The sequence below is a fragment of the Terrabacter terrae genome, from assembly GCF_039529575.1.
Taxonomy (GTDB): domain Bacteria; phylum Actinomycetota; class Actinomycetes; order Actinomycetales; family Dermatophilaceae; genus Terrabacter; species Terrabacter terrae.
In genome coordinates, this window is sequence record NZ_BAAANB010000021.1 from 940,944 (window position 1) to 963,430 (window position 22,487).

Genomic DNA, 22,487 nt, shown 5'->3' on the forward strand with positions numbered 1-22,487 from the left:
CCCTGCCGGCGGCGCCCCGGGAGGGTGGTCGGCATGGACCTCTCGACCCGCGCCCTCGGCGACTACGGCGAACGCCTGGCGTGCCGCTACCTGCTCGCCCAGGGTGTGACGATCCTCGACCGCAACTGGCGCTGCGTCCGCGGTGAGATCGACGTCGTGGCCGTGGACGGTCGAGAGCTCGTCGTCTGCGAGGTCAAGACCCGCACGACCGAGGCCTACGGTGCCCCCTTCGAGGCGGTGACCTGGTCGAAGCAACGGCGCCTGCGACGCCTGGCCGGGCTGTGGCGTGACGAGCACGACCAGCTCGTTCGAGGGCTGGCCCTGCGCATCGACGTCGTCTCGATCCTGCGCCCGCGATCGGGCCCGGCCCGCCTCGAGCACCTGCGCGGGGTCTGCTGATGGGCACCGGGCTGGGCCGCACGCGCTCAGTCGGTCTCCGTGGGGTCCTGGGCTTCGTGGTGGAGGTGGAGGCGCACGTGACGCCGGGGCTGCCCGGGTTCGCCATCAGCGGTCTCGGGGACTCCGCCGTGAAGCAGTCGTCGGACCGGATCAAGGCAGCGGCCGCCCTCATCGACAAGATGCCGGTCAGCCAGCGGCGCGTCACCGTCAACCTCTCGCCGGCCGGCGAGCGCAAGGTCGGCACCGGCTTCGACCTCGGCATCTTCGTCGCCGTCGCCGCCGCCATGGAGCTCGTGCAGGTCGGCGTCGTGCGCGACGTCGTCCACATCGGTGAGGTCGGGCTCGACGGCACGGTGCGCCCGGTGCCCGGGGTGCTTCCCCTCGTCCGCGCAGCAGCGCTCACGGGGGTGCGGCACGTGGTCGTCCCGGTGGGCAACGCGGGTGAGGCGCGCCTGGTTTCCGGGGTCCAGGTGCACCCGGTGGCCGACGTCATGGAGCTCGTGCACCGTTACGACGCGCTCGGTCGTGGCCGCGCCGTCGACGAGGTCGCGGTGCCGCTCGTGGTGCCACCCGAGCCACCGCCCGTGCGAGACCTCAGCGAGGTCGTGGGCCAGGCCGACGCGAAGCTTGCCCTCGAGATCGCCGCAGCCGGCGGGCACCACCTGCTCCTGGCCGGGCCGCCCGGGGCCGGCAAGACGATGCTCGCCGAGCGGCTGCCCGGGCTGCTGCCGGCACTCGACGAGGCCGAGTCGATGGAGGTCACGGCGATCCACTCGGTGCTCGGCGCGCTCGGGGACGGCGAGGACGTGCGGCTCATCTCGCGTCCCCCGTTCGTGGCACCGCACCACGGCGCCTCTCAGGCGGCCGTCATCGGAGGCGGCAGCGGCCGCATCCGCCCCGGTGCCATCACGCAGGCCCACCGCGGTGTGCTCTTCCTCGACGAGACCCCCGAGTTCGACAAGAGCGTGCTGCAGTCGCTGCGCACGCCGCTCGAACGGGGGTCGGTCTCCATCGCTCGCGCTCAGGAGACCGTCACGTTCCCCGCGCGCTTCCAGCTCGTCCTGGCGGCGAACCCGTGTCCGTGCGGCAACGGATGGGGCAAGGGCCTCGACTGCACGTGCACGCCGATGATGCGCCGGTCCTACTTCGGCAAGCTGAGCGGCCCGCTGCTCGACCGCGTCGACCTGCAGGTGCACGTCCAGCCGCCCGGCCTGTCCATGGCCGGTGCTGCCGCCGGCGAGTCGAGCGCCTCCGTCGCAGCCCGGGTGGCTGGTGCCCGCAGTGCGCAGGGGGAGCGCTGGCGAGAGGTGCTCGAGACGCGCCGCGGCGTCAACGCCGATGTGCCCGGCTCGGTGCTGCGCGGACGCCCGTGGCGGTTGCCGACCTCGGCCACGGCGACGCTCGACCGGTCGCTCGAGAGCGGAGCGCTGAGCCTTCGGGGCTATGACCGGACGCTGCGTTGCGCGTGGACGATCGCCGACGTGACCAGGCTGCAGCGGCCGGGGCGCGACGAGGTCGACCTCGCCCTGTCGCTGCGCCACCGGTCCGGGGTGGCGGCATGAGGGCGCCACGCACCCGGGGCACCCAGGCCGCCGGCTACGGCGGCGACATCGGCGGCGAGCCCGTCGACGCGGAGCCCATCGACGCGGAGCCCATCGACGACGACAGCTTGGAGGCGCGCGGTGGACGCTGACCGGTTCGCCCGAGCGGCGTTGTCGCGGCTCGCGGAGCCCTGCGACCAGGAGGTTCGCACCCTCCTCGACGAGGTGGGCCCGGTCGAGGCGGTGGTGAGGATCCGTGCCGGCAGCGGGACCCTCGCCAGGTTCCGGCCGAGAGTCGCGTCCCTCGACACGGAGCGCGACCTCGACATCGCCGCCAAGGTGGGCGCGCGGGTGGTGGTCCCCGGAGACGACGAGTGGCCCGAGCGACTCGGCGGCATTCCCATCCCTCCGTACTGCGTGTGGGTGCGCGGTCCGCTCGACCTCGCAGAGACGGTCGAGCGATCGGTGGCCGTCGTCGGCTCGCGCACGGCGACCGCCTACGGGGAGCAGGTGGCGGCAGACCTCGCCGCGGGGCTGGCCCGACGCGGCTGGTCGGTGGTCTCGGGTGCCGCGTTCGGGATCGACGGCAGTGCCCACCGTGGCGCGCTCGCGGTCGACGGGGCCACCGTGGCCGTCCTCGCCGGCGGCGTCGAACGGCCCTACCCGTCGGGCCACGCCACCCTCATCTCGCGGATCGCCCGCGACGGGCTCGTGGTCTCCGAGGTGGCGCCCGGGTCGGCACCGATGAAGTCGCGGTTCCTGGCCCGCAACCGGCTGATCGCCGGCATGACGCGCGGCACGGTCGTGGTCGAGGCAGACCTGAGGTCGGGGTCGCGCAACACCGTCAAGCACGCAATCGAGGCCGGGCGCCACGTCGGGGCCGTCCCCGGACCGATCACCTCGATGACCTCCTCGGGCTGTCACCAGGAGATCCGCGACGGCCGGGCCGTGCTCGTGACGAGCACAGAGGAGGTCATCGACCTCGTCGGTGACCTCGGTGCCGACGCCTGTGAGCCGGCGCGCGGGCTGGTTCGGCCCGAGGACGGTCTCCCGCCCCTCGACGCGTCCGTCCTCGAGGCGGTGCCGTTCCGCTCCGCGCTGCCTCTGGACGCCGTCGTCCGCTCCGTGGCCCAGCCGCCGCTCGTGGTCCGCGCCGCACTGGGCCGGCTGGAACGACTGGGCCTCGTGACAGAGTCCGCCGGCACGTGGCGCAAGCGTCCGCAGCGCCGCCTCACGACGGCGGGCTGACTGCCCCGCCGGCGCGGGCCTCGGGGTGAGAAGTGCGCTTGCCAAGGCAGCCGCGGTTTGCGATGGTGCCCAAGTGACGGATGTGACGAAGGCGGGTGCCGCGAGGACGGACGTGTTGGAGGAGCACGCCGAACTGCTCCACGCCTACGCCCGGCACCTGGGCGCTGAGCGCGGGCGATCGGCGCACACCAGCCGGGCCTACCTCGGCGACATCCGTCACCTGCTCGCGTTCGCGGCAGCACAGGGCATCGACACGATCGGGGACCTGCGCATCGGCGACCTGCGGTCCTGGCTCGGCGCCCAGGCGGATGCGGGCGCGGCCCGCGCCACCATCGCCCGACGGGCCGCCAGCGCTCGCACCTTCCTGCGCTGGGCCGAGCACACCGGGCGCATCGCCGCAGACCCGTCCCTGCGGCTGGTCGCCCCCAAGCGGCAGGCCCACCTGCCCGAGGTGCTACGCCAGGGGGAGGCCTCCCAGCTGCTGGATTTGGCCGCCACCCGTGCGGACGACGACGACCCCATCCACGTCCGGGACCGCGCGATACTCGAGCTGCTCTACGCCAGCGGCATCCGCGTCGGTGAGCTGGCCGGGCTGGACGTCGACGACGTGGACCTCGCCCAGGACGTCGTCCGCGTCCTGGGCAAGGGCGCCAAGGAGCGCATCGTCCCCTTCGGCGCACCCGCGCGCCGGGCGCTCGAGTCCTGGCTCGCGGTCCGCTCTCGCCTGGTGCGCGACCACTCGGGTCCCGCGCTCTTCCTGGGCAGGCGTGGACGACGCGTCGACACGCGGCAGGTGCGCTCGGCGGTCCACGAGCTGCTCTCCCACCTGCCCGACGCGCCGGACCTGGGGCCCCACGGCCTGAGGCACAGCGCCGCCACCCACCTGCTCGAGGGCGGGGCCGACCTGCGCATGGTGCAGGAGATCCTGGGTCATGCCAGCCTCGCCACCACCCAGATCTACACCCACGTCTCGGTCGACCGGCTGCGACGCAGCTACGAGCAGGCCCACCCACGCGCCTGAGGCGACGCCAACCGCTCAGGGGACCGGGAGCAGGACCACTCTCGCCCGACCGACGAGGGAGAGCGGGTCCAGGTAGGACTCCCCACGCACCACGCCCCAGTGGAGGCACGTTCGTGGGGCGCAGTGACCCGGCGTCGCCGTCACCACGCCGACGCCTTCTCCACGCCTGACCGGCGTGCCCAACGACACCGCGGCGGCCACCGGCTCGAACGTGCTGCGCAGGCCGCCCTCGTGCGAGACGACGACCACCGACCTGCCGGCGACCACGCCGGACCACGTGACCTGGCCCTCGGTCGGGGCGAGCACCGGCTGGCCCACCGATGCGGCGAGGTCGACGCCGCGATGTCCCGGCAGCCACGGCTGGTCCGGCCGGTCGAAGCGTCGCACCACCTCGGGCCGAGGATCCAACGGCCACACCCAGCGGCCTGACGTCGTCACGGGACCGACCGCCCGTCCGGCGGGCGGGACGGACAACGGATCGCCTGCAGGGATGACGCCGGCCGTGGTCACCGACGCGGTGGCGAGCACTGCCGCGAGGAGCCCTGAGCCGATCGACATGTCCCCATCGTCGGTCCGGTCCGCCGCACCCGGGCCGGCGCCGCCGCGGGTGTGGACAACCGCCGAGCCGGCCCAGCAGGTGTGGACCGGCGCGCCCTCACTCGACGGGCCGGAGGCCGCCGGCCCGACCGGCGGAGGCCAGGCGGCGGCTCGCCTCGACGAGGACGTGGTCCTGCTTGCAGAAGGCGAAGCGGACCAGGGTGCGCGCCGCCTCCTGGTCGTCGTGGAAGACCGACACGGGCACGCCCACGACGCCGGCGAGCTCCGGCAACCGGCGCGCGAACTCCAGCCCGTCCACCGCCCCGAGCGGCGCGGCATCGGCGATGACGAAGTACGTGCCCGCCGGTTGCGACACCTGCAGCCCGGAGGCCGCCAGGGCCGAGCACAGCAGGTCCCGCTTGGCCTGCAGCGAGTTGCGCAGGCCGGCATACACGTCGTCACCCAGCCCGAGGGCCGCCGCGACGGCCGGCTGGAAGGGCCCGGACGCGACATAGGTCAGGAACTGCTTGACCGTCCGCGCCGCCGCGACGGCCTCGGCCGGACCCGAGAGCCAGCCGACCTTCCACCCGGTCGCGGAGAAGGTCTTGCCGGCGGAGCTGATGGTGATGGTGCGCTCGAACATCCCGGGCAGCGTCGCCACCGGCACGTGCTCCGCGCCGTCGAAGACGAGGTGCTCGTAGACCTCGTCCGTCACGACCCACGCGTCGTACTCCCGCGCGAGCTCCGCGACGAGCTCGAGCTCCGCGCGGCTGAAGACCTTGCCCGTGGGGTTGTGCGGTGTGTTGAGCAGCACGAGCCGGGTCCGGGACGAGAAGGCAGCCCGCAGGGACGCCTCGTCGACCGCGAAGTCGGGGAACCGCAGCACCGAGGTGCGACGGGCGGCGCCGGCGAGGGCGATGGTGGCGGCATACGAGTCGTAGTAGGGCTCGAAGGTGACCACCTCGTCACCGGGCTCGCACAGCGCGAGGACGACCGAGGCGATCGCCTCGGTGGCCCCCGCGGTGACGAGGACCTGCGACGCAGGGTCCAGGGTGAGGCCGTAGAAGCGCTGCTGGTGCCCGGCCACCGCCTCGAGCAGCTCGGGAACCCCGGCGCCGGGCGGGTACTGGTTGCGCCCGCCGTCGATGGCGGCCTTCGCCGCCTCGAGCATCACGCGCGGCCCATCCGTGTCGGGGAAGCCCTGCCCCAGGTTGATGCTGCCGGTCCGCTGCGCGAGGGCCGACATCTCGGCGAAGATCGTGGTGCCGAAGGGCTGCATCCGGGAGATCAGCGGCGTGCTCATGGGCCCGAGCGTAGCCACGCCCCTCGTGCACGGCAGGAGCGGACATGGACGACCCCACCCGGTCAGGGGTCCGGGTGGGATCGCCACCTGCTCCATCGACGGCAGCCCCGCGAGCGTTACACCCGTGCTGCGACCTATTCGAAAGGTCCTCTCCGGCGTCTGCCGGCCCGCCTCAGGACGCCCCCGCGCCCGCCGCCCCGGCGCCGGCCACGGCACCCCCGAGACCGCAGCCGATGATGCGGTAGAGGGTGTACTCGCCGTCGGTCCGCACGGCGACGACGCCGCCGACCTTGCCGAGGTCCTTCAGCCCCGAGGACCGTTCGGGCTTGTCGAGCCAGTAGACGTGCGGCGAGTCGATGGCCCACCGCACGTTGTTGCGGGCCAGCGCCTCGCACACGTCGGGCCGGTGCGCCATGTCGTTGAACCCGGTGCCGATGACGATCTGGTCACCGGTCGTGGGGATGGGGATGGAGCGGTAGAGGGTGTTCGTCCCGAAGAGCGGCCACATGAGCGGGGACCCGTTCTCGGGGCGACCCACCACCCCCTGGCCGGCGGGAATGAGCGCGGCCAGCCGGCCCAGCGACGCCTGCTCGGTCTTGCTGAGGATGACCTTCTGCGGCTGGTTCGGCCGGAAGAAGCCGGTGAGCATGTCGTCCCTGGTGCCTCCGTTGAGCCCCAGGGTCAGCGCCGGGATGACGAGGGCGCCCACGACCGCGGGCACCACCGGTCGTCGGCCGAGCGCCGGAACGCGGCTCAGCAGCTCGCGTACGGCCGGCGCGGAGGCGGCGACGAGCACGACGCCGGGCACTGCGGCCAGCGAGGCCAGCCGCACCTTGTCGTTGTACCAGTAGCCCGTCACGAGGGCGGTCCACGACATCGTCGACCACGCCGCCAGCACGTAGAGCGCCACGCAGGCCAGCCACATCGCCACGACCGGGAGGGCGGCGCGCGCGCGCAGCACGATCCAGCCGATCCCCAGTGCGAGAAGGACGAGCAGCCCCCAGAGCACGTCGAAGATCAGCACGCGGCCACCGACGACCTCCACGAGCGCCGTCCAGATGGAGACCTTGTCCTTCCACTGGTAGGACTGCGTCGAGGCGAGCTGGGCCGAGACGGCCGGGGCGGCGACGAGGCCGGCGGCCACGAGCACGGCCACGACCGCGAGGTCCCTCGCCACCTTGGGCCAGGTGATGTGGTGCAGCAGCCCGGCGCGCAGCCGGGCGGTGACGAACCACACCAGGGCGAAGGCGACGAGGGCCACGAGCGCGTTGGGCTGGATGAGGGCGAGGCCCGGCATGGCGGCAGCGAAGGCCAGCCACTGGCCGACCCGCCCCGACCGCGCCGCCTGCAGCATGAGCGCCAGCGCTCCGGGGGTCAGGGCGGTCGCCATGAGGTTGGGCCACAGCACGCCCCAGCCGAGGAGGGTCGTCGGGAAGGCGATGAACGCCGCGGAGGCGAGGCCGGCCGCATACGTCACGAGTCGCGAGGTGCCGAGCGCGTGCCGGACGAGGGCCACGCAGCCGACCGGCCACGCCACGGCGGCGAGCACGATGGTCGCGATGTTGGTGCCCGGCAGCACGCCGGCGGTGCCCGGCAGCAGGCCCGTCGCCACCCAGGAGTGGAAGCCGTTGGGGTAGAAGGTGGGGTTGGCGATGGAGAAGTTGCCGGTCTCGAGGAACGTCTTGATCCGGCCCAGGTGGTAGACGGCGTCGGGGGAGTCGACGAGCTCGTCGGGCCGTCCCATCGCCGGCAGGATCGTCGCGAGCGCGAGCACCGCGCCGATGGCGATCGCGGCGACGGCATCGGGTCGCGGGCGCCCGAGGAGGCGGCGGGCGGGATGCAGGTCGGCGTCGTGCCGTCCGAAGAGCCGTCTCGCCAGCCAGGCGACGACGACCGCCAGGAGGGTGGCGACGACGAGGGGCAGCAGACCCCAGCGCACCCCCAGGCGCTGGGCCACGGTCGCGAAGGCGGCGATGAGACCCGTCGAGACGGCGGGCGAGACCGCCAGGGCCTCGAGCCCGCGGGCGCCGAGGGCGCGCACGACGAGCCAGCCGGGCAGGAAGAGCACCACCGTGAGGACGACGAAGGTGGGGATCGTGTCCTGCCAGTACGCCATGCGGGCCATTGTGGCTGGTCACCGCGATTTCACCACGACCCGGGTCACCCCGTACCATGGGCTGCGGTCTCGTGTGCTCACGCGCACGCGGCCGTAATTCGCGCGTCTTCTGCCGGTCCGCCGGACCGGGTCGCACCACGGCAGTCCCCACCTCGCGGTGGGGCGGGGTGCGTCAGGCGCCAGGAGTGAGGTCGTATGCCGTCCGCCGCGTCACGTGCTCCGCGTGTCCGCCGGGTGCCAGCGCCCACACACAACTGACAACAACGACACAAGGGAGAACACGGCAATGGCCGTCGTCACCATGCGCCAGCTCCTCGAGAGCGGCGTCCACTTCGGGCACCAGACCCGTCGCTGGAACCCGAAGATGAAGCGCTTCATCATGACCGAGCGCAACGGCATCTACATCATCGACCTGCAGCAGTCGCTGACGTACATCAACAACGCGTACGACTTCGTCAAGGAGACCGTGGCCCACGGCGGCACGATCCTCTTCGTCGGCACCAAGAAGCAGGCCCAGGAGCCCGTCGCCGAGCAGGCGACCCGCGTCGGCATGCCGTACGTCAACCACCGCTGGCTCGGTGGCATGCTCACCAACTTCCAGACGATCTCCAAGCGCCTCACGCGCCTCAAGGAGCTCGAGGAGCTCAACTTCGACGACGTGGCCGGCTCGGGCTACACGAAGAAGGAGCTGCTCATCCTCAAGCGCGAGAAGGACAAGCTCGAGAAGACCCTGGGCGGCATCCGCACGATGGCCAAGGTCCCCTCGGCCGTCTGGATCGTCGACACCAAGAAGGAGCACCTCGCCGTCGACGAGGCCCGCAAGCTCGGCCTGCCGGTCATCGCGATCCTCGACACGAACTGCGACCCCGACGAGGTCGACTACAAGATCCCCGGCAACGACGACGCGATCCGCTCCGTCACGCTGCTGACGCGGGTCATCGCCGACGCCGTCGCCGACGGCCTGGTGCAGCGCTCGTCCGGCAAGTCCGGCGCCGACACGCAGGCCGAGGAGCCGCTGGCCGAGTGGGAGCGCGAGCTCTACGCCGAGGCCGCCGCCACGACCGAGACGCCCGTCGAGACCCCCGTCGAGACGCCGTCCCCCGAGGTCGCCGCCGAGACCGCGGTCGACGCCCCGGCAGAGGCCCCCGCCGAAGTTCCGGCCGAGGCCCCGGCTGCTGACGCGACGGCCGGTGCCGAGCAGGCCTGAGCCTGCCGGTCCGACACCGAGCACCCACAGTCAATCTCCACTGACGAAAAGAGCGATACAGAGCATGGCGAACTACACCGCCGCTGACATCAAGGCGCTGCGTGAGCAGACCGGCGCCGGCATGATGGACGTCAAGAAGGCCCTCGACGAGGCCGACGGCGATCGCGCCAAGGCCATCGAGATCCTGCGTGTCAAGGGCCTCAAGGGCGTCACGAAGCGTGAGGGGCGCTCGGCCTCCAACGGTCTCGTGGCGGCCTCGGCCACCGACGGCGTCGGCACCCTCGTCGAGGTCAACTGCGAGACGGACTTCGTCGCCAAGGGCGAGAAGTTCATCGCCCTCGCCGACCAGGTCCTCACGCAGGCCGTCGCCGCCGGCGCGACCGACGCAGACTCCCTCCTCGCGAGCACGCTCGAGGACGGCAAGACCGTCAAGGAGCTGCTCGACGAGGCGAACGCGACCATCGGCGAGAAGATCGAGGTCCGCCGCGTGGCCCGCCTCGAGGGCGAGAAGGTCGTCTCCTACCTCCACAAGACGAGCCCCGACCTGCCCGCGCAGATCGGTGTCCTCGTCGCCCTGGAGGGCGGCGACGAGACCGTCGGTCGCGACGTCGCGATGCACATCGCGGCGTTCAGCCCCACCGTCCTGACGCGTGACGAGGTCCCGGCCGACACGGTCGAGAACGAGCGTCGCGTCGCCGAGGCCACGGCCAAGGAGGAGGGCAAGCCCGAGGCTGCCCTTCCCCGCATCATCGAGGGTCGCGTCAACGGCTTCTTCAAGGAGAACGTCCTGCTCGAGCAGGCCTTCGCCAAGGACGCCAAGAAGACCGTCGGCAAGGTGCTCGAGGAGGGCGGCGCCTCGGCGAAGTCCTTCGCGCGCTTCCGCGTCGGCCAGTGAGGTCCTGACCTCCAGCACGACCACGTATGCCGGTCGCCCCAGTCGGGGCGGCCGGCATCGTCGCGTCTCGGCGACATCGCAGCCATCGATTGAGCGGGGCAGGGCGCGGAGGCCGCCGGCGCCGTGAACAGCGCCGGCTGCGGGGTAGGGGACTCGCACATCCGAACCCGAGCGAGAGGAATCCCCATGGGTGAGCAGCCGCGGAACGAGAGCCCCCAGGTCTTCGAGGTCCACGAGGTCGAGGAGCGCGACAGGCCGGTGGACGAGCCGCGACCGGCCGATGAGGCCGTCGAGGTGCCGGCGCGTGAGGTGATCACGATGGCCGACGAGCCCCGCCCCGGCGAGGAAGAGGGGGTGGGCGCAGGTGCAGCGCAGACGGGTGGCGGGGAGACCATCCCGTCGCCGGACGAGGCGCCCCGCGCCGATGCGACTGCCGATGCGAACGTGGACGAGCTGGGCGAGGGCTTCTCGGACGCGGGCGCCGCTGCAGGCGGCGACGTCGACGGAGGCTACGGCCGGGCGGACACCACCGCCGGTGTGCCGGACGTGCCCGACGTCGGGGCCGCAGGCAGCCTGCGCGATCGAGGCGAGCTGAGCGATCAAGGCGACCTGCGCGACCAGGGCGACCAGGGCGACGGGCGCGACGAAGCCCAGGGCGAGGTGGGCGCAGGCCCCGACGGCGGGCACGTCCGCGTGGGTGAGGAGACGTCGAGCGGGGTGAAGTACTCCCAGGAGATCACCTCGCCGGACGAGGAGCCGGAGCGCGAGGGCCGCAGCCTGGCCACCACGCACCACGAGGTCATCAAGGAGTGGGCCGAGGAACGCGGCGCCACGCCTGCCACGGTGGACGGCACCGAGCACGGTGACCACCTCGGGGTGCTGCGGCTCGATTTCGGCGGCAACAACCAGAACCTGCGCCACGTCAGCTGGGACGAGTGGTTCCACACCTTCGACGTCCGACGGCTGAACTTCATCTACCAGGAGAACCGGCGTGACGGCCGGCAGTCGAACTTCTTCCGGGTGGAGAGTCCCGACCGCGAGGACGGCTGAGCCCGCATCACCGTCGTGGACATGGACGACGTCGGGACCACCAGCTCGGCTACCTCTTCCTGCCGTTCGGGCTCATCGAGCCGGAGCAGGTCAGGCGCAGCCGGCACGCCCTGATCGCTGACGGCGTCGACTTCGTCGTGGGCGACATCGACCGGATCGAGCCGGAGGCCCGTGAGGTCTCCCTCGTGGACGGGCGCACCCTCGGCTACGCGCGTTCCTGGCCGATGACCACCTCCGTCGCCGCGGCCTGCGGGACCGGACCGAGATCGTCTACGTCACCCCGCTGGGCCGAGCCTTCACCGAGCCGGTAGCGAGCCGCGAGCTCGGGCACCTGCTCGCCGACAAGGGCATCGCTTTCGAGACCGACGTCCTGGTCGAGCACGAGCTCGACATCCCTGAGGTGCCCGAGCTCCTCGACCAGGTCGTCGCCTCCGGCGGCCACCTGTGGGCGTGCCGGATGTCGGCGGACATGCAGCACCTGACGGAGGCGGACCTGCGCGACGACGTCGAGGGCATGATCTCCGCGTCGGACTTCATCGAGCTGACCGAGGGCGCACAGCTGCTCTTCGTCTGACTCCGCCTTCACACGATCTCCACACGTCGCACCCTCGTCCGACCCGGGGCCGCTCCTAGGCTCGGGGTCATGGAACAGGGGTATGCCGCACGGTCGCCGCGCGGGGGCGAGCCGACGTTGCTCGTCGTCGAGGACGACCAGACCATCAACCAGGCCGTCACGGATCGCCTTGTGGCAGAGGGGTTCCGCGTCATCCAGGCGTTCGACGGCCCCAGTGCCGTAACGGCCCACGCAGAGCACGCGCCCGACCTCGTGGTGCTCGACGTCATGCTCCCCGGCTTCGACGGGCTCGAGGTGTGCCGGCGAATCCAGGCGACCCGGCCGGTCCCGGTGCTCATGCTCACCGCCCGGACGGACGAGACGGACCTGCTCGTCGGGCTCGGGGTCGGTGCCGACGACTACGTGACGAAGCCCTTCCGCATGCGCGAGGTGGTCGCTCGTATCCGGGCCCTGCTCCGCCGCGTCGACCGGGCGCGTGAGCTGGCCACGGAACAGCCACCGGTCCTCGTGGTCGGCGACCTCAGTGTCGACCGGGGGGCCCGTCGGGTCGCCGTCCGGGGGAGCGAGGTCCACCTGACGCCACTCGAGTTCGACCTGCTGCTGGCGCTCGCCGGTGAGCCGGGCGCCGTGCGGCTGCGTGACGAGCTGATGCGTGAGGTCTGGGGCTGGGCGGACGCCAGCGGCACGCGCACCCTCGACAGCCACGTGAAGTCCCTGCGCGCCAAGATCGGCTCGGGCCGGGTGCGCACGGTCCACGGCGTCGGCTACGCGCTGGAGAGCGGTGACCTCCTGTACGACGTCGCGGGCCGGGACCCCCTCGAGCGACAGCCGGCCGGCGAGGAGGCGAGGTGAACCCCGACCGGCCCCTCGACGGGGTCCGCTCGGTCAAGGTGAAGCTCGGGCTGCTCGTGGCGGCGAGCATCGTCGCAGCCTCCCTCGTGTCGACCATCGGTGACCGGGCCGGGGTGCCCGGGTGGTTCACCCTGCCCGTCACCATCGCGGCGGCCCTCGGGGTCACGCAGTGGCTCGCGCGCGGGATGACCTCGCCGTTGCGGGAGATGACCGCCGCGGCGGCGCGGATGGCCACCGGCGACTACTCCCGGCGCGTCACGGCCACGTCGGCCGACGAGGTCGGCATCCTCGCCCAGGCCTTCAACACGATGGCCGCGGACCTTGCCGGGGCCGACTCGCAGCGCCGCCAGCTCGTGGCGACCGTGTCCCACGAGCTGCGCACACCCCTCGCGGCCCAACAGGCACTGCTCGAGAACCTCGTCGACGGGGTCGTGCGGCCGGACGACGCCGTGCTGCGCACGGCGCTGGCGCAGGCCGAGCGCCTCGGCGGTCTCGTCGGGGACCTGCTCGACCTCAGCAGGGTCGACGGCGGGCGCACGCCCCTCGCACTGGCGCTGGTGGACGTCCGCGAGCTCGTCGAGGCCGCCGTGGCCGAGGCGGGAGTGTCCCGGCGCGGCACGGTGCACGTCGTGGACGTTCCGGCGGCCCTGCACGTCACCGCCGACGCCGCCCGGCTGCGGCAGCTGCTGGCCAACCTTCTCGACAACGCCGACCGGCACAGCCCGCCCGGGGGCCGGGTCACCGTGAGCGCCGGGACCGACGGCTCCGAGCGCTGGTGGCTCGTGGTCGCCGACGAGGGGAAGGGCATCCCCGTCGAGCACGCCGGTCGCATCTTCGACCGGTTCGGCTCGGGGGACGACTCCGGCGGCGGCACGGGAATCGGGCTCGCCATCGCCAGCTGGGTCTGCGAGCTCCACGGCGGCTCGATCGCCTCCGTCCCACCGGCGCCGGGTGAGCACGGGGCCCGCCTCCGTGCCGTGTTGCCCCGCTCGCCGCGCCCGACCTCGCCGGAGGCCGATCCACCACAGCGTCTTGAGACCGTCGTGCCGGCACAGCCCACGACCCGCACCGGCGTCCCGGAGGCGAGCTCGGCCCCCGCGGCGGGCGACCTGCCTCGCGTCGAGGCCGGCGGCCGCCCCACACCCCGCCCGGCGGCATCCGCGGCCGTTCCGGCGGCGACTCCGGGGCCGGTGGTCGACTCGCTCTTCGGCGACCTGTGGCCCGAGGCGGGACTGGCGCCCCAGGTGCGGCTGCTGCTGCTCTGCCTGGGTGTCGGCGTCCTCTCGGCGATCGTGCTGCCGTACCGCGGCCTCGGCGTCGCACTCTTCGCGGTGCTCGTGCTCGGAGGGGCGGTGCTGTGGCACACGAAGCGCGCCCGCTCGCCATGGACGCGCCTGACGGCCGTCCTCTGTGTGGCGCTCGCCTCGCTCTCGGTGCTGCGTGCTGCCGAGTGGCTGACCGTCCTCGCGGTCCTGCTCGGCATCGTGCTCCTGACCACGGCGCTGACCGACGCGAAGCGGCTGCTCCCGCTCCTCGCCGGCGTCGCCTCCTGGCCCCTGGCCGCCGTGCGCGGCCTGCCCCTGCTCGGGCGCACCGTCGCGGTCACCAGCCGGATCCACGTCCTGTGGCCGGTCGTGCGCACCGCGGTCGTCTCGGTCGTCGCGCTCGTCGTCTTCGGCGGGCTCTTCGCCTCGGGCGACGCCGTTTTCGGCTCGTGGGCCGGCGCCCTCGTGCCGCACCTGGGGTGGGACAGCCTCACCTTCCGCACGTTCGTCGGCTTCGTGATGGGCGGAGCCCTGCTCGCCGCCGCCTACGTCGCCCTCAACCCGCCGAAGGTCGAGCGCGTCGCGCTGCCCGGGGCCCGACCGGTAGCCCACCCGTGGGAGTGGCTGGTCCCGGTCGGCCTCGTCGTCGCCCTCTCCCTCGCGTTCGTCGTGGCGCAGGCCGCGGCACTCTTCGGCGGGCACGCATACGTGCAGCGCACCACCGGGCTCACGTACGCCGACTACGTGCACCAGGGCTTCGGCCAACTCACGGTCGCCACGCTCCTCACCCTGCTCACGGTGGCGCTCGCCGCCCGGAAGGCGCCACGGTCGACGTCGCACGACCGATTCCTGCTGCGGGTCGCCCTCGGTTCGCTCTGCGCCCTCACGCTCCTCGTCGTCGCATCCGCGCTGCACCGGATGGACCTCTACCAGCAGGCGTACGGCTTCACCGTGCTCCGGGTGGTCGTCGATGCCTTCGAGCTGTGGCTGGGGCTGCTGGTCGTGCTCGTCCTCGTGGCCGGCGTGCGGCTCTCGGGCTGGTGGCTGCCCCGGGCGGCCCTCGTGTCGGCGGCGGCGTTCGTGCTGGTGGGAGGGCTCGTGAGCCCGGAGGCCTGGGTGGCCGAGCGCAACATCGACCGCCTGGCCGCCTCCGGCAAGCTCGACGTGGACTACCTCCGCTCCCTCGGACCGGATGCCACGCCCTCGATCGCCACGGGACTTCCGGGCCCGCTCGCATCGTGCCTGCTGCGTGACAGAACCCCTCTGGAGCCGGACGACCTGCTCGGCTGGAACCTCGGTCGTGCACGCGCAGGACAGGTGGCGGCCACGGTGGCCGCGGTCCCGGACCCGGTCACCTGCACGACGTGGCTCCACACCGGGTACCAGCGCTGACCGCGACCAGGCGCTGCGGCAGGATGGCCGCGTGCGTCGCGACATCGCAGAGCTCTTCGAGCTCGACCCGACACTGACCCACCTCAACCACGGAGCCTTCGGGGCCGTGCCCCGCTCGGTCCGCGAGGCCCAGGACCGGGCCCGCGCCCGCATCGAGCGCGCGCCCATGCGCGCCTTCCGCGACGACCTGCCGGTCGAGATCTCCGAGGCACGACAGTCAGCAGCCTGCTTCCTCGGGCTGCCGTCCGAGTCGACCGCCCTCGTGCGCAACGTCACCGAGGCGGTCGGGGTGGTGGCGCAGGGACTCGGCATCGGCCCCGGCGACGACGTCGTCGTCAGCACCCACGGCTACCTGACCGCCGGCTGGACCCTCGAGGTGCGCGGCGCCCGGCTGCGCACCGCGGCGTTCGACGTCGACGCAGGCCCCGACGACGTCGTGGCAGCCTTCGCCGCCGCGGTCACCGACCGGACTCGCCTGGTCGTCATCGACCAGATCACCTCACCGACCGCGCTCGTGCTTCCCGTCGCAGCCGTGGCGGCGGCCGTGGCGCCCGTGCCCGTCCTCGTGGACGCGGCCCACGTGCCCGGCTCGTTGCCCGGGCTCGACGTCGAGTCCCTCGGCGTCGCCTTCTGGTCCGGCAACCTGCACAAGTGGGCGTACGCGCCGCGGGCCGCGGCTGCGTTGTGGGCGACGCCCGAGCACCGCGAGTCGCTCCGGCCGCTCGTCACGTCGTGGAGCCACGGGCTGGCCTACCCGGAGCGCTTCGACCTGCAGGGCACCGTCGACCACTCGGCGTGGCTCGCCGTCCCGGAGGGGATCGCCGCCTGGGAGGCGCTGGGCGGGTGGGAGCAGGTCGAGCGCAACGCCGAGCTCCTCGTCCACGGGGCGGAGGTGGTGCGGTCCGCGCTGGGCACACCCGACCCGCTCGGCGGCATACCCTCGGCTCCCTGCCTGCGGCTGGTGGCGCTCCCGGCGGGCGTGGCCACCACCACTGAGTCGGCCGATGCGCTGTGGCAGCAGCTCTACGGGGCAGGTTTCGTCGTCCCGCCCGTCGCGTTCGGCGGCCGGGGGTACCTGCGGCTGGCGGCGGCTCCCTACAACGACGAGGACGACTACCGTCGACTCGCCGAGGCGCTGCCGGCCGTCCTGGCCCGCTGAGCTCGCAGACCATCCCACCGGCACCTCGATGCGGCCGATGCCCGGGTGATGTGGAAAGATCGACCGACCGCCGGAACGCTGCCCATGAGGAGGCCCTGCGCCATGACCGATGCCCAAGCGACCCCCTTCCGCCGGGTCCTTCTCAAGCTCTCCGGCGAGGTGTTCGGCGGCGGCCGCATCGGCCTCGACCCGGCCGTCGTGTCCGGCATCGCCAAGCAGATCGCCGAGGCCGTGCACCAGGGCGTCGAGGTCGCCGTCGTCATCGGCGGCGGCAACTTCTTCCGCGGCGCCGAGCTGCAGCAGCGGGGGATGGACCGGACCCGCGCCGACTACATGGGCATGCTGGGCACCGTCATGAACTGCCTCGCGCTGCAGGACTTCCTCGAGAAGGAGGACGTCGAGACCCGCGTCCAGTCCGCGATCGCGATGCAGCAGGTGGCCGAGCCCTACATCCCGCGTCGCGCGATCCGCCACCTCGAGAAGCACCGCGTCGTCATCTTCGGCGCCGGCGCGGGCATGCCCTTCTTCTCGACCGACACGGTGAGCGCCCAGCGGGCCCTCGAGATCAAGTGCGACGCGGTGCTCATCGCCAAGAACGGTGTCGACGGCGTCTACGACTCCGACCCGCGCACCAACCCCGACGCGAAGAAGCTCGACACCCTCACCTTCAACGACGCCCTCGCCGAGGGGCTCAAGGTCGTCGACGCGGCCGCGTTCAGCCTCTGCATGGAGAACAAGCTGCCGATGGTGGTCTTCGGCATGGAGGGCGCGGGAAACATCACGCGCGCCCTGCTCGGTGAGAAGATCGGCACGCTGGTCACCAACGCCTGAGCCCGGCCATCGCGCCGGGTCACGAGACCCGCGCGAACGGCGCCGCATCGCACACCAGCACGCGCACCCGCACGAGCACTAGCACGAACGAGGGACGAGGAAACCGAAGAGACATGATCGAAGAGACGATGTTCGAGGCCGAGGAGAAGATGGACAAGGCCGTCGAGGTCCTCAAGGAGGACTTCGCGGGCATCCGCACCGGCCGCGCCAACCCCGGGCTGTTCAACAAGCTCACCGTCGAGTACTACGGCGCGCCGACCCCGCTGCAGCAGCTGGCCTCGTTCCAGAACCCCGAGCCGCGCACGATCCTCGTCATCCCCTTCGACAAGTCGGCGATCCATGCCATCGAGCGCGCGATCCGCGACTCCGACCTCGGGGTCAACCCGAGCAGCGACGGCAACCAGATCCGGTGCGTCATGCCCGAGCTGACCGAGGAGCGCCGCCGCGAGTACATCAAGCTGGCGAACCACAAGGCCGAGGAGGCGCGCGTCTCGGTGCGCAACATCCGTCGCAAGGCCAAGACCGACCTCGACAAGCTCGTCAAGGACGGCGAGGTCGGCGAGGACGACGGCACGCGCGCGGAGAAGGAGCTCGACGGCCTGACCAAGAAGCACACCGACCTCGTCGACGCCCTCGTCAAGGCCAAGGAGACCGAGCTGCTCGAGGTGTGACCTCGGTGCTCGATCCCACAATGACGACCGACCAGCCGTCGGAACCCGTGGATCCGACGCGCGCGCCGGCCCCGTCCGCCGGGCGCGGTGACGGCGGCGGTGAGCTGCCGAGCGAGCGCGACGACGACTCCGCCGGCGCGCCCGGGCCGCTCGAGCCGGTGCCCTACGACCCCAGGCTCGACGAGCTGGCGGGTCTGCCGCCCGAGGTCGTCCTCGAGAAGAAGCAGAGCCGTGCCGGGCGCAACCTCCCGGCGGCCATCGCCGTCGGGATGGGCCTCGGCGTCGTCATCGTGGCGAGCCTGCTCATCCGCAAGGAGTCGTTCCTCCCCGTGGTCGCGGTCGCGGTCGGCATCGGCATCTGGGAGCTGCGCGCCGCCCTGCGGCACGCCGCTGTCGAGGCCCCGCTGGTGCCGCCCCTCGTCGGGATGGTCGGGGTGCTGTGGGCGGCCTACGTCCACGGCCCCGCCGGCCTCGTCGTCGCCTGGGCCCTGACCGGCCTCGCCGTCGTGCTGTGGCGCGGCACGGGCCGCCCCGAGGGCGCCGGCCGCGACGCGCTCGGCGGGATCTTCATCTCGACCTACCCCACCTTCCTCGTCGGGTTCGCCGCGCTGCTGCTGGCGCCCCCGGACGGGGTGGGGCGGATGTTCGTCTTCCTCATCACCACCGTGTGCAGCGACGTCGGGGGGTATGCGGCGGGCGTCCTCCTCGGGAAGCACCCGATGGCGCCCTCCATCAGTCCCAAGAAATCCTGGGAGGGCTTCGGCGGCTCCGTGGTCCTGTGCGTCGTGGCCGGTTCGCTGACCGTCCACCTGCTGCTCGACCGCTCCTGGGTCATCGGCCTGGCGCTCGGGGTGGGCGTCGCCGTCGCCGCCACCGTGGGCGACCTGATGGAGTCGCTCATCAAGCGCGACCTCGGCATCAAGGACATGTCCAACGTGCTGCCCGGGCACGGCGGCATCATGGACCGCCTCGACTCGCTCGTCGTCGTGGCGCCGATCGTCTGGGCGGTGCTGACGCTGCTCGCCGCCAAGCCGGCCTGAGGACCCGCGAGGTGACGACGCCTCCGTTCGGGCAGGCCGGCCGCGTGGCTCTCGTCACCGGCGCCGGCAGCCCCGAGGGCATCGGCTTCGCCACGGCGCGGCTGCTGGGGCGGATGGGCGCGACGGTCGTGCTCGGCGCGACGACCCACCGGGTCGAGGAGCGAGCCGCCGAGCTCCGGGACGAGGGCATCACGGCCGGCTGCCACGTCGGCGACCTCACCGACGAGTCGACGGCCCGGGCGCTCGTCGACGCCTGCCTGCTGCGGCACGGCCGGCTCGACGTCGTCGTCAACAACGCCGGCATGACCAGCGCGGCCGACCCCGACCCGCTCGGCGGCGACCTCGAGGCCACCGACCCCGACCGCTGGCACCGCTCGCTGGCACGCAACCTCGACACGGCATACCTCGTCAGCCGGGCGGCGCTGCCGCACCTGCGCGCCTCAGGGGCCGGCCGGCTCGTGCTCGTCAGCAGCGTGACGGGCGCCGTGATGGCCATGCGGGGCGAGGTCGCCTACGCCACCGCCAAGGCCGGCCTGCTCGGCCTGACCCGGGCGCTCGCCGTCGACGAGGGGCCGCACGGGACCACGGTCAACGCCGTCGCTCCCGGCTGGGTCGCGACGGCCTCCCAGACCCCGGACGAGGCGCAGGAGGGGCGTTCGACGCCGGTCGGCCGCTCCGGCACGGCGGACGAGGTCGCGGCAGGCGTCGCCTTCCTCGCCAGCCGGGAGGCGTCCTACGTCACGGGCCAGGTCCTCGTCGTCGACGGGGGCAACGCGGTGGCCGAGCAGCGCGCGCCTCGGTGACAGCGCCGTTTTGACTCCGCCTGAGACACTGGAGGGGAGATGACTGACACTCCCGCCCCCGCACCCGAGTCGGCACCAGAGCCGGCACCCGTCGCGCTGCCCGAGCCGACGACCACCCGCCCCCAGCCGGGCCAGCTGACCTTCACGGCCCCCCGGCGCGGCAAACCGCCGCGCCACCTCGCCGACTTCACGCCGGCCGAGCGCAAGGAGGCGGTGGAGTCGCTGGGCCACAAGGGCTTCCGGGCCAAGCAGCTCTCGACGCACTACTTCGAGCGGCTCGAGGACGACCCGGAGCAGATGACCGACCTTCCCAAGGGGGTCCGCTCCGACCTCGTCGCCGACCTGCTCCCGACGCTGCTCACGCCCGTCGTCGAGCGCGTCGCCGACGACGGCCAGACGATGAAGTACGCGTGGCGCCTGCACGACGGTGCCATCGTCGAGTCGGTGCTCATGCGCTACCCGAACCGGGTGACGATCTGCATCTCCAGCCAGGCCGGCTGCGGCATGAACTGCCCGTTCTGCGCGACCGGCCAGGCGGGCCTGACCCGCAACCTCTCGGCGGCCGAGATCGTCGAGCAGGTCGTGTGGGCGGCCCGGGCGCTGCGCCGCGGCGAGCTCGCGGGCGGGGGAGACGAGGACCGGGAGGCGCCGCTGCGGGTCAGCAACGTCGTCTTCATGGGGATGGGCGAGGCGCTGGCCAACTACAAGTCCTCCATCGGCGCCATCCGTCGCCTCACCGACGCCGCCCCCGACGGCCTGGGCATGTCGGCGCGCGGCATCACCATGTCGACGGTCGGCCTCGTGCCCGGCATCGACAAGCTGACGGCCGAGGGCATCCCCGTGACGCTGGCCCTGTCACTGCACGCCCCCGACGACGAGCTGCGCAACGAGCTCGTGCCGATCAACACCCGGTGGTCCGTCGACGAGGCGCTCGACGCGGCGTACCGCTACTACGATGCCACCGGTCGACGGGTCTCCATCGAGTACGCCCTGATCCGCGACATCAACGACCAGGGCTGGCGCGCGGACCTGCTCGGCGAGAAGCTCGCCCGCCGCGGCAAGGGGTGGGTGCACGTCAACCCGATCCCGCTCAACCCGACGCCGGGCTCGAAGTGGACGGCGTCACGCCCCGGCGTGGAGCAGAACTTCGTGGAGCGGCTGCGCGCGCACGGCATCCCGACGACCATTCGTGACACCCGCGGCCAGGACATCGACGGGGCCTGCGGCCAACTCGCTGCCGCCACCGCCTGACGCGGCTAGGCTGGCGAGCAGAGGCAGTGCCCCGCCGCGGGCGCTGGTGAGGGGCACCGGGGCGGGCGTGGGGAGTGGTCGCCAGGAGGTGCACCCATGGTCCAGGCCCATGTCGAGCCGGTCGAGCCGGTCGAGCAGGTCGGTCCGCTCGGTCCCATCGGTCCGGCGGAGTCGTTCGAGCTCAGCGTCGGCGTCCTCGGACGGTCGCTGAAGGAGAACGAGCACCGGCTGCCGCTGCATCCTCGGCACTTCGACCGCATCCCGGCCGCCCTACGGGAGGGGATCTTCGTCGAGCACGGCTACGGCGAGCGCTTCGGCGTGGCCGACGACGAGCTCGAGCGCTACGTCGGCGGCTTCCGGAGCCGGGCGCAGCTGGTGCAGGAGTGCGACGTCGTCCTCGCGCCCAAGCCGCTGCTCGCCGACATCGTCGGCCTCCGGGTCGGGCAGGCCCTCTGGGGCTGGCCGCACTGCGTGCAGGACACACAGCTGACGCAGGTCGCCATCGACCGGGAGCTCACCCTGATCGCCTTCGAGGCGATGAACCACTGGAACCGGGACGGCTCCTTCAACCTGCACGTCTTCCACAGGAACAACGAGCTGGCCGGCTACTGCTCGGTGCTGCACGCGATGCAGGTCGCCGGCATCACCGGCGCCTACGGCCCGCACCGGCGTGCCGTGGTCATCGGGTTCGGGGCGACGGCCCGCGGGGCAGTGACGGCCCTGAACGCCCTGTGCATCGGCGAGGTCGACGTGCTGACCCACCGGCAGCGCGCAGCGGTCGCAGCGCCCATTCACACGGCCAACATCGTCCACTTCGACACCGACGGCAGTCCCGGCCGGGTGAGCCACGTCGCCACGCAGCACGGGCCGGTGGTGCTGGGGGAGTTCCTCACCGGCCATGACGTCGTCGTCAACTGTGTGCTCCAGGACACCGACGCGCCACTGCTCTTCATGACCGAGGACGACCTCAAGCGAATGGCCCCGGGAAGCATCATCATCGACGTGTCGTGCGACGAGGGGATGGGCTTCAGCTGGGCCCGCCCCACCAGCTTCGCCGAGCCGGCGTTCACAGTGGGCGATCACGTGCTCTACTACGCCGTCGACCACAGTCCCTCCTACCTCTGGGATGCCGCGACCTGGGAGATCAGCGAGGCCCTCCTGCCGTTTCTGCCCACCGTCATGGGCGGCCCTGCCGCCTGGGACCGGTCGCCGACGATCCGGCGCGCCATCGAGATCCGGGGCGGGGTGGTGCAGAACCCGGCCATCCTGTCGTTCCAAGGGCGCTCACCCCGGCACCCGCACCTGCCGATCGCGACCTGACAGGCCGCTCGC

The 22,487-nt window shown here is 72.6% G+C and carries 22 protein-coding genes; 18 read left to right on the top strand and 4 right to left on the bottom strand.

Annotation, left to right across the window (positions count from 1 at the left end; all coding sequences use genetic code 11):
- Nucleotides 1-33: 33 nt before the first annotated feature.
- The 5 genes from ABD194_RS14485 to ABD194_RS14505 all read left to right on the top strand — a co-directional run bounded on the left by ABD194_RS14485 (nt 34) and on the right by ABD194_RS14505 (nt 4,209).
- Nucleotides 34-399 carry a YraN family protein gene (locus tag ABD194_RS14485; RefSeq protein ID WP_343992548.1) on the top strand — a complete coding sequence of 122 codons (366 nt, stop codon included), beginning with the start codon at nt 34-36 and terminating at the stop codon, nt 397-399.
- The gene (locus ABD194_RS14490) at nt 399-1,961 is read left to right on the top strand and encodes a YifB family Mg chelatase-like AAA ATPase (RefSeq protein WP_343992550.1); all 1,563 of its coding nucleotides are present in this window, start codon (nt 399-401) and stop codon (nt 1,959-1,961) included. Before ABD194_RS14485 ends, ABD194_RS14490 begins: the two co-directional genes overlap by 1 nt.
- Entirely contained in the window at nt 1,958-2,092 is a 135-nt protein-coding gene (locus ABD194_RS14495) for a hypothetical protein (RefSeq protein WP_343992552.1), read from the top strand. The genes ABD194_RS14490 and ABD194_RS14495 overlap by 4 nt, the downstream gene beginning before the upstream one ends.
- Nucleotides 2,082-3,188: a DNA-processing protein DprA gene (gene dprA / locus ABD194_RS14500; RefSeq protein ID WP_343992554.1), complete on the top strand. Its 1,107-nt coding sequence runs from the start codon at nt 2,082-2,084 to the stop codon at nt 3,186-3,188. The genes ABD194_RS14495 and dprA overlap by 11 nt, the downstream gene beginning before the upstream one ends.
- Before the next feature lie 82 nt (nt 3,189-3,270).
- Nucleotides 3,271-4,209, top strand: coding sequence for a tyrosine recombinase XerC (locus tag ABD194_RS14505; RefSeq protein WP_425580016.1), 939 nt, complete (start codon nt 3,271-3,273; stop codon nt 4,207-4,209).
- Between the two features lie 15 nt (nt 4,210-4,224).
- Here the strand turns inward: ABD194_RS14505 and ABD194_RS14510 are convergent, their stop codons facing one another.
- The 3 genes from ABD194_RS14510 to ABD194_RS14520 form a co-directional block, all read right to left on the bottom strand.
- The gene (locus ABD194_RS14510; RefSeq protein ID WP_343992558.1) at nt 4,225-4,767 is read right to left on the bottom strand and encodes a M23 family metallopeptidase; all 543 of its coding nucleotides are present in this window, start codon (nt 4,765-4,767) and stop codon (nt 4,225-4,227) included.
- Between the two features lie 97 nt (nt 4,768-4,864).
- Nucleotides 4,865-6,049 carry a pyridoxal phosphate-dependent aminotransferase gene (locus tag ABD194_RS14515; protein WP_343992561.1) on the bottom strand — a complete coding sequence of 395 codons (1,185 nt, stop codon included), beginning with the start codon at nt 6,047-6,049 and terminating at the stop codon, nt 4,865-4,867.
- Between the two features lie 172 nt (nt 6,050-6,221).
- A complete protein-coding gene (locus ABD194_RS14520; protein WP_343992563.1) occupies nt 6,222-8,165 on the bottom strand; it encodes a DUF6541 family protein in 1,944 nt (647 codons plus the stop codon).
- 286 nt (nt 8,166-8,451) lie between these two features.
- Between ABD194_RS14520 and rpsB the strand changes: the two genes are divergently transcribed.
- From rpsB to ABD194_RS14535, 3 genes are all read left to right on the top strand, one after another.
- Nucleotides 8,452-9,372, top strand: coding sequence for a 30S ribosomal protein S2 (rpsB, locus tag ABD194_RS14525; RefSeq protein WP_343992565.1), 921 nt, complete (start codon nt 8,452-8,454; stop codon nt 9,370-9,372).
- A gap of 64 nt (nt 9,373-9,436) precedes the next feature.
- Nucleotides 9,437-10,267: a translation elongation factor Ts gene (tsf, locus tag ABD194_RS14530; RefSeq protein WP_343992567.1), complete on the top strand. Its 831-nt coding sequence runs from the start codon at nt 9,437-9,439 to the stop codon at nt 10,265-10,267.
- A 186-nt stretch (nt 10,268-10,453) separates the two neighbouring features.
- Nucleotides 10,454-11,317 carry a hypothetical protein gene (locus tag ABD194_RS14535; RefSeq protein ID WP_343992569.1) on the top strand — a complete coding sequence of 288 codons (864 nt, stop codon included), beginning with the start codon at nt 10,454-10,456 and terminating at the stop codon, nt 11,315-11,317.
- A gap of 205 nt (nt 11,318-11,522) precedes the next feature.
- Here ABD194_RS14535 and ABD194_RS14540 read toward each other — a convergent pair whose 3' ends face one another.
- Nucleotides 11,523-11,699, bottom strand: a complete 177-nt coding sequence (locus ABD194_RS14540; protein ID WP_343992571.1) for a hypothetical protein — start codon at nt 11,697-11,699, stop codon at nt 11,523-11,525.
- An 18-nt stretch (nt 11,700-11,717) separates the two neighbouring features.
- On the opposite strand from ABD194_RS14540, the gene ABD194_RS14545 reads away from it, so the two are divergent.
- The 10 genes from ABD194_RS14545 (at nt 11,718) to ABD194_RS14590 (ending at nt 22,475) form a co-directional block, all read left to right on the top strand.
- Nucleotides 11,718-11,891, top strand: coding sequence for a DsrE/DsrF/DrsH-like family protein (locus ABD194_RS14545; RefSeq protein WP_343992573.1), 174 nt, complete (start codon nt 11,718-11,720; stop codon nt 11,889-11,891).
- A 69-nt stretch (nt 11,892-11,960) separates the two neighbouring features.
- Entirely contained in the window at nt 11,961-12,743 is a 783-nt protein-coding gene (locus tag ABD194_RS14550) for a response regulator (RefSeq protein ID WP_343992575.1), read from the top strand.
- A complete protein-coding gene (locus ABD194_RS14555) occupies nt 12,740-15,400 on the top strand; it encodes a DUF4153 domain-containing protein (protein ID WP_343992577.1) in 2,661 nt (886 codons plus the stop codon). The genes ABD194_RS14550 and ABD194_RS14555 overlap by 4 nt, the downstream gene beginning before the upstream one ends.
- A 31-nt stretch (nt 15,401-15,431) precedes the next feature.
- The gene (locus ABD194_RS14560; RefSeq protein WP_343992580.1) at nt 15,432-16,559 is read left to right on the top strand and encodes an aminotransferase class V-fold PLP-dependent enzyme; all 1,128 of its coding nucleotides are present in this window, start codon (nt 15,432-15,434) and stop codon (nt 16,557-16,559) included.
- 102 nt (nt 16,560-16,661) lie between these two features.
- Nucleotides 16,662-17,390, top strand: a complete 729-nt coding sequence (gene pyrH / locus ABD194_RS14565) for a UMP kinase (protein ID WP_343992582.1) — start codon at nt 16,662-16,664, stop codon at nt 17,388-17,390.
- A gap of 113 nt (nt 17,391-17,503) precedes the next feature.
- Complete coding sequence (gene frr / locus ABD194_RS14570) at nt 17,504-18,061, top strand: ribosome recycling factor (RefSeq protein ID WP_343992584.1); 558 nt, start codon at nt 17,504-17,506, stop codon at nt 18,059-18,061.
- A 5-nt stretch (nt 18,062-18,066) separates the two neighbouring features.
- Nucleotides 18,067-19,101, top strand: a complete 1,035-nt coding sequence (locus ABD194_RS14575; RefSeq protein WP_343992586.1) for a phosphatidate cytidylyltransferase — start codon at nt 18,067-18,069, stop codon at nt 19,099-19,101.
- Nucleotides 19,102-19,112: 11 nt separating this feature from the next.
- Complete coding sequence (locus tag ABD194_RS14580) at nt 19,113-19,904, top strand: SDR family NAD(P)-dependent oxidoreductase (RefSeq protein ID WP_343992588.1); 792 nt, start codon at nt 19,113-19,115, stop codon at nt 19,902-19,904.
- Nucleotides 19,905-19,943: 39 nt separating this feature from the next.
- On the top strand, nt 19,944-21,155 hold the full coding sequence (gene rlmN / locus ABD194_RS14585) for a dual-specificity RNA methyltransferase RlmN (protein WP_343992590.1): 1,212 nt from the start codon (nt 19,944-19,946) through the stop codon (nt 21,153-21,155).
- A gap of 96 nt (nt 21,156-21,251) precedes the next feature.
- A complete protein-coding gene (locus tag ABD194_RS14590) occupies nt 21,252-22,475 on the top strand; it encodes a N(5)-(carboxyethyl)ornithine synthase (protein WP_343992593.1) in 1,224 nt (407 codons plus the stop codon).
- The last annotated feature ends 12 nt before the right edge of the window (nt 22,476-22,487 follow it).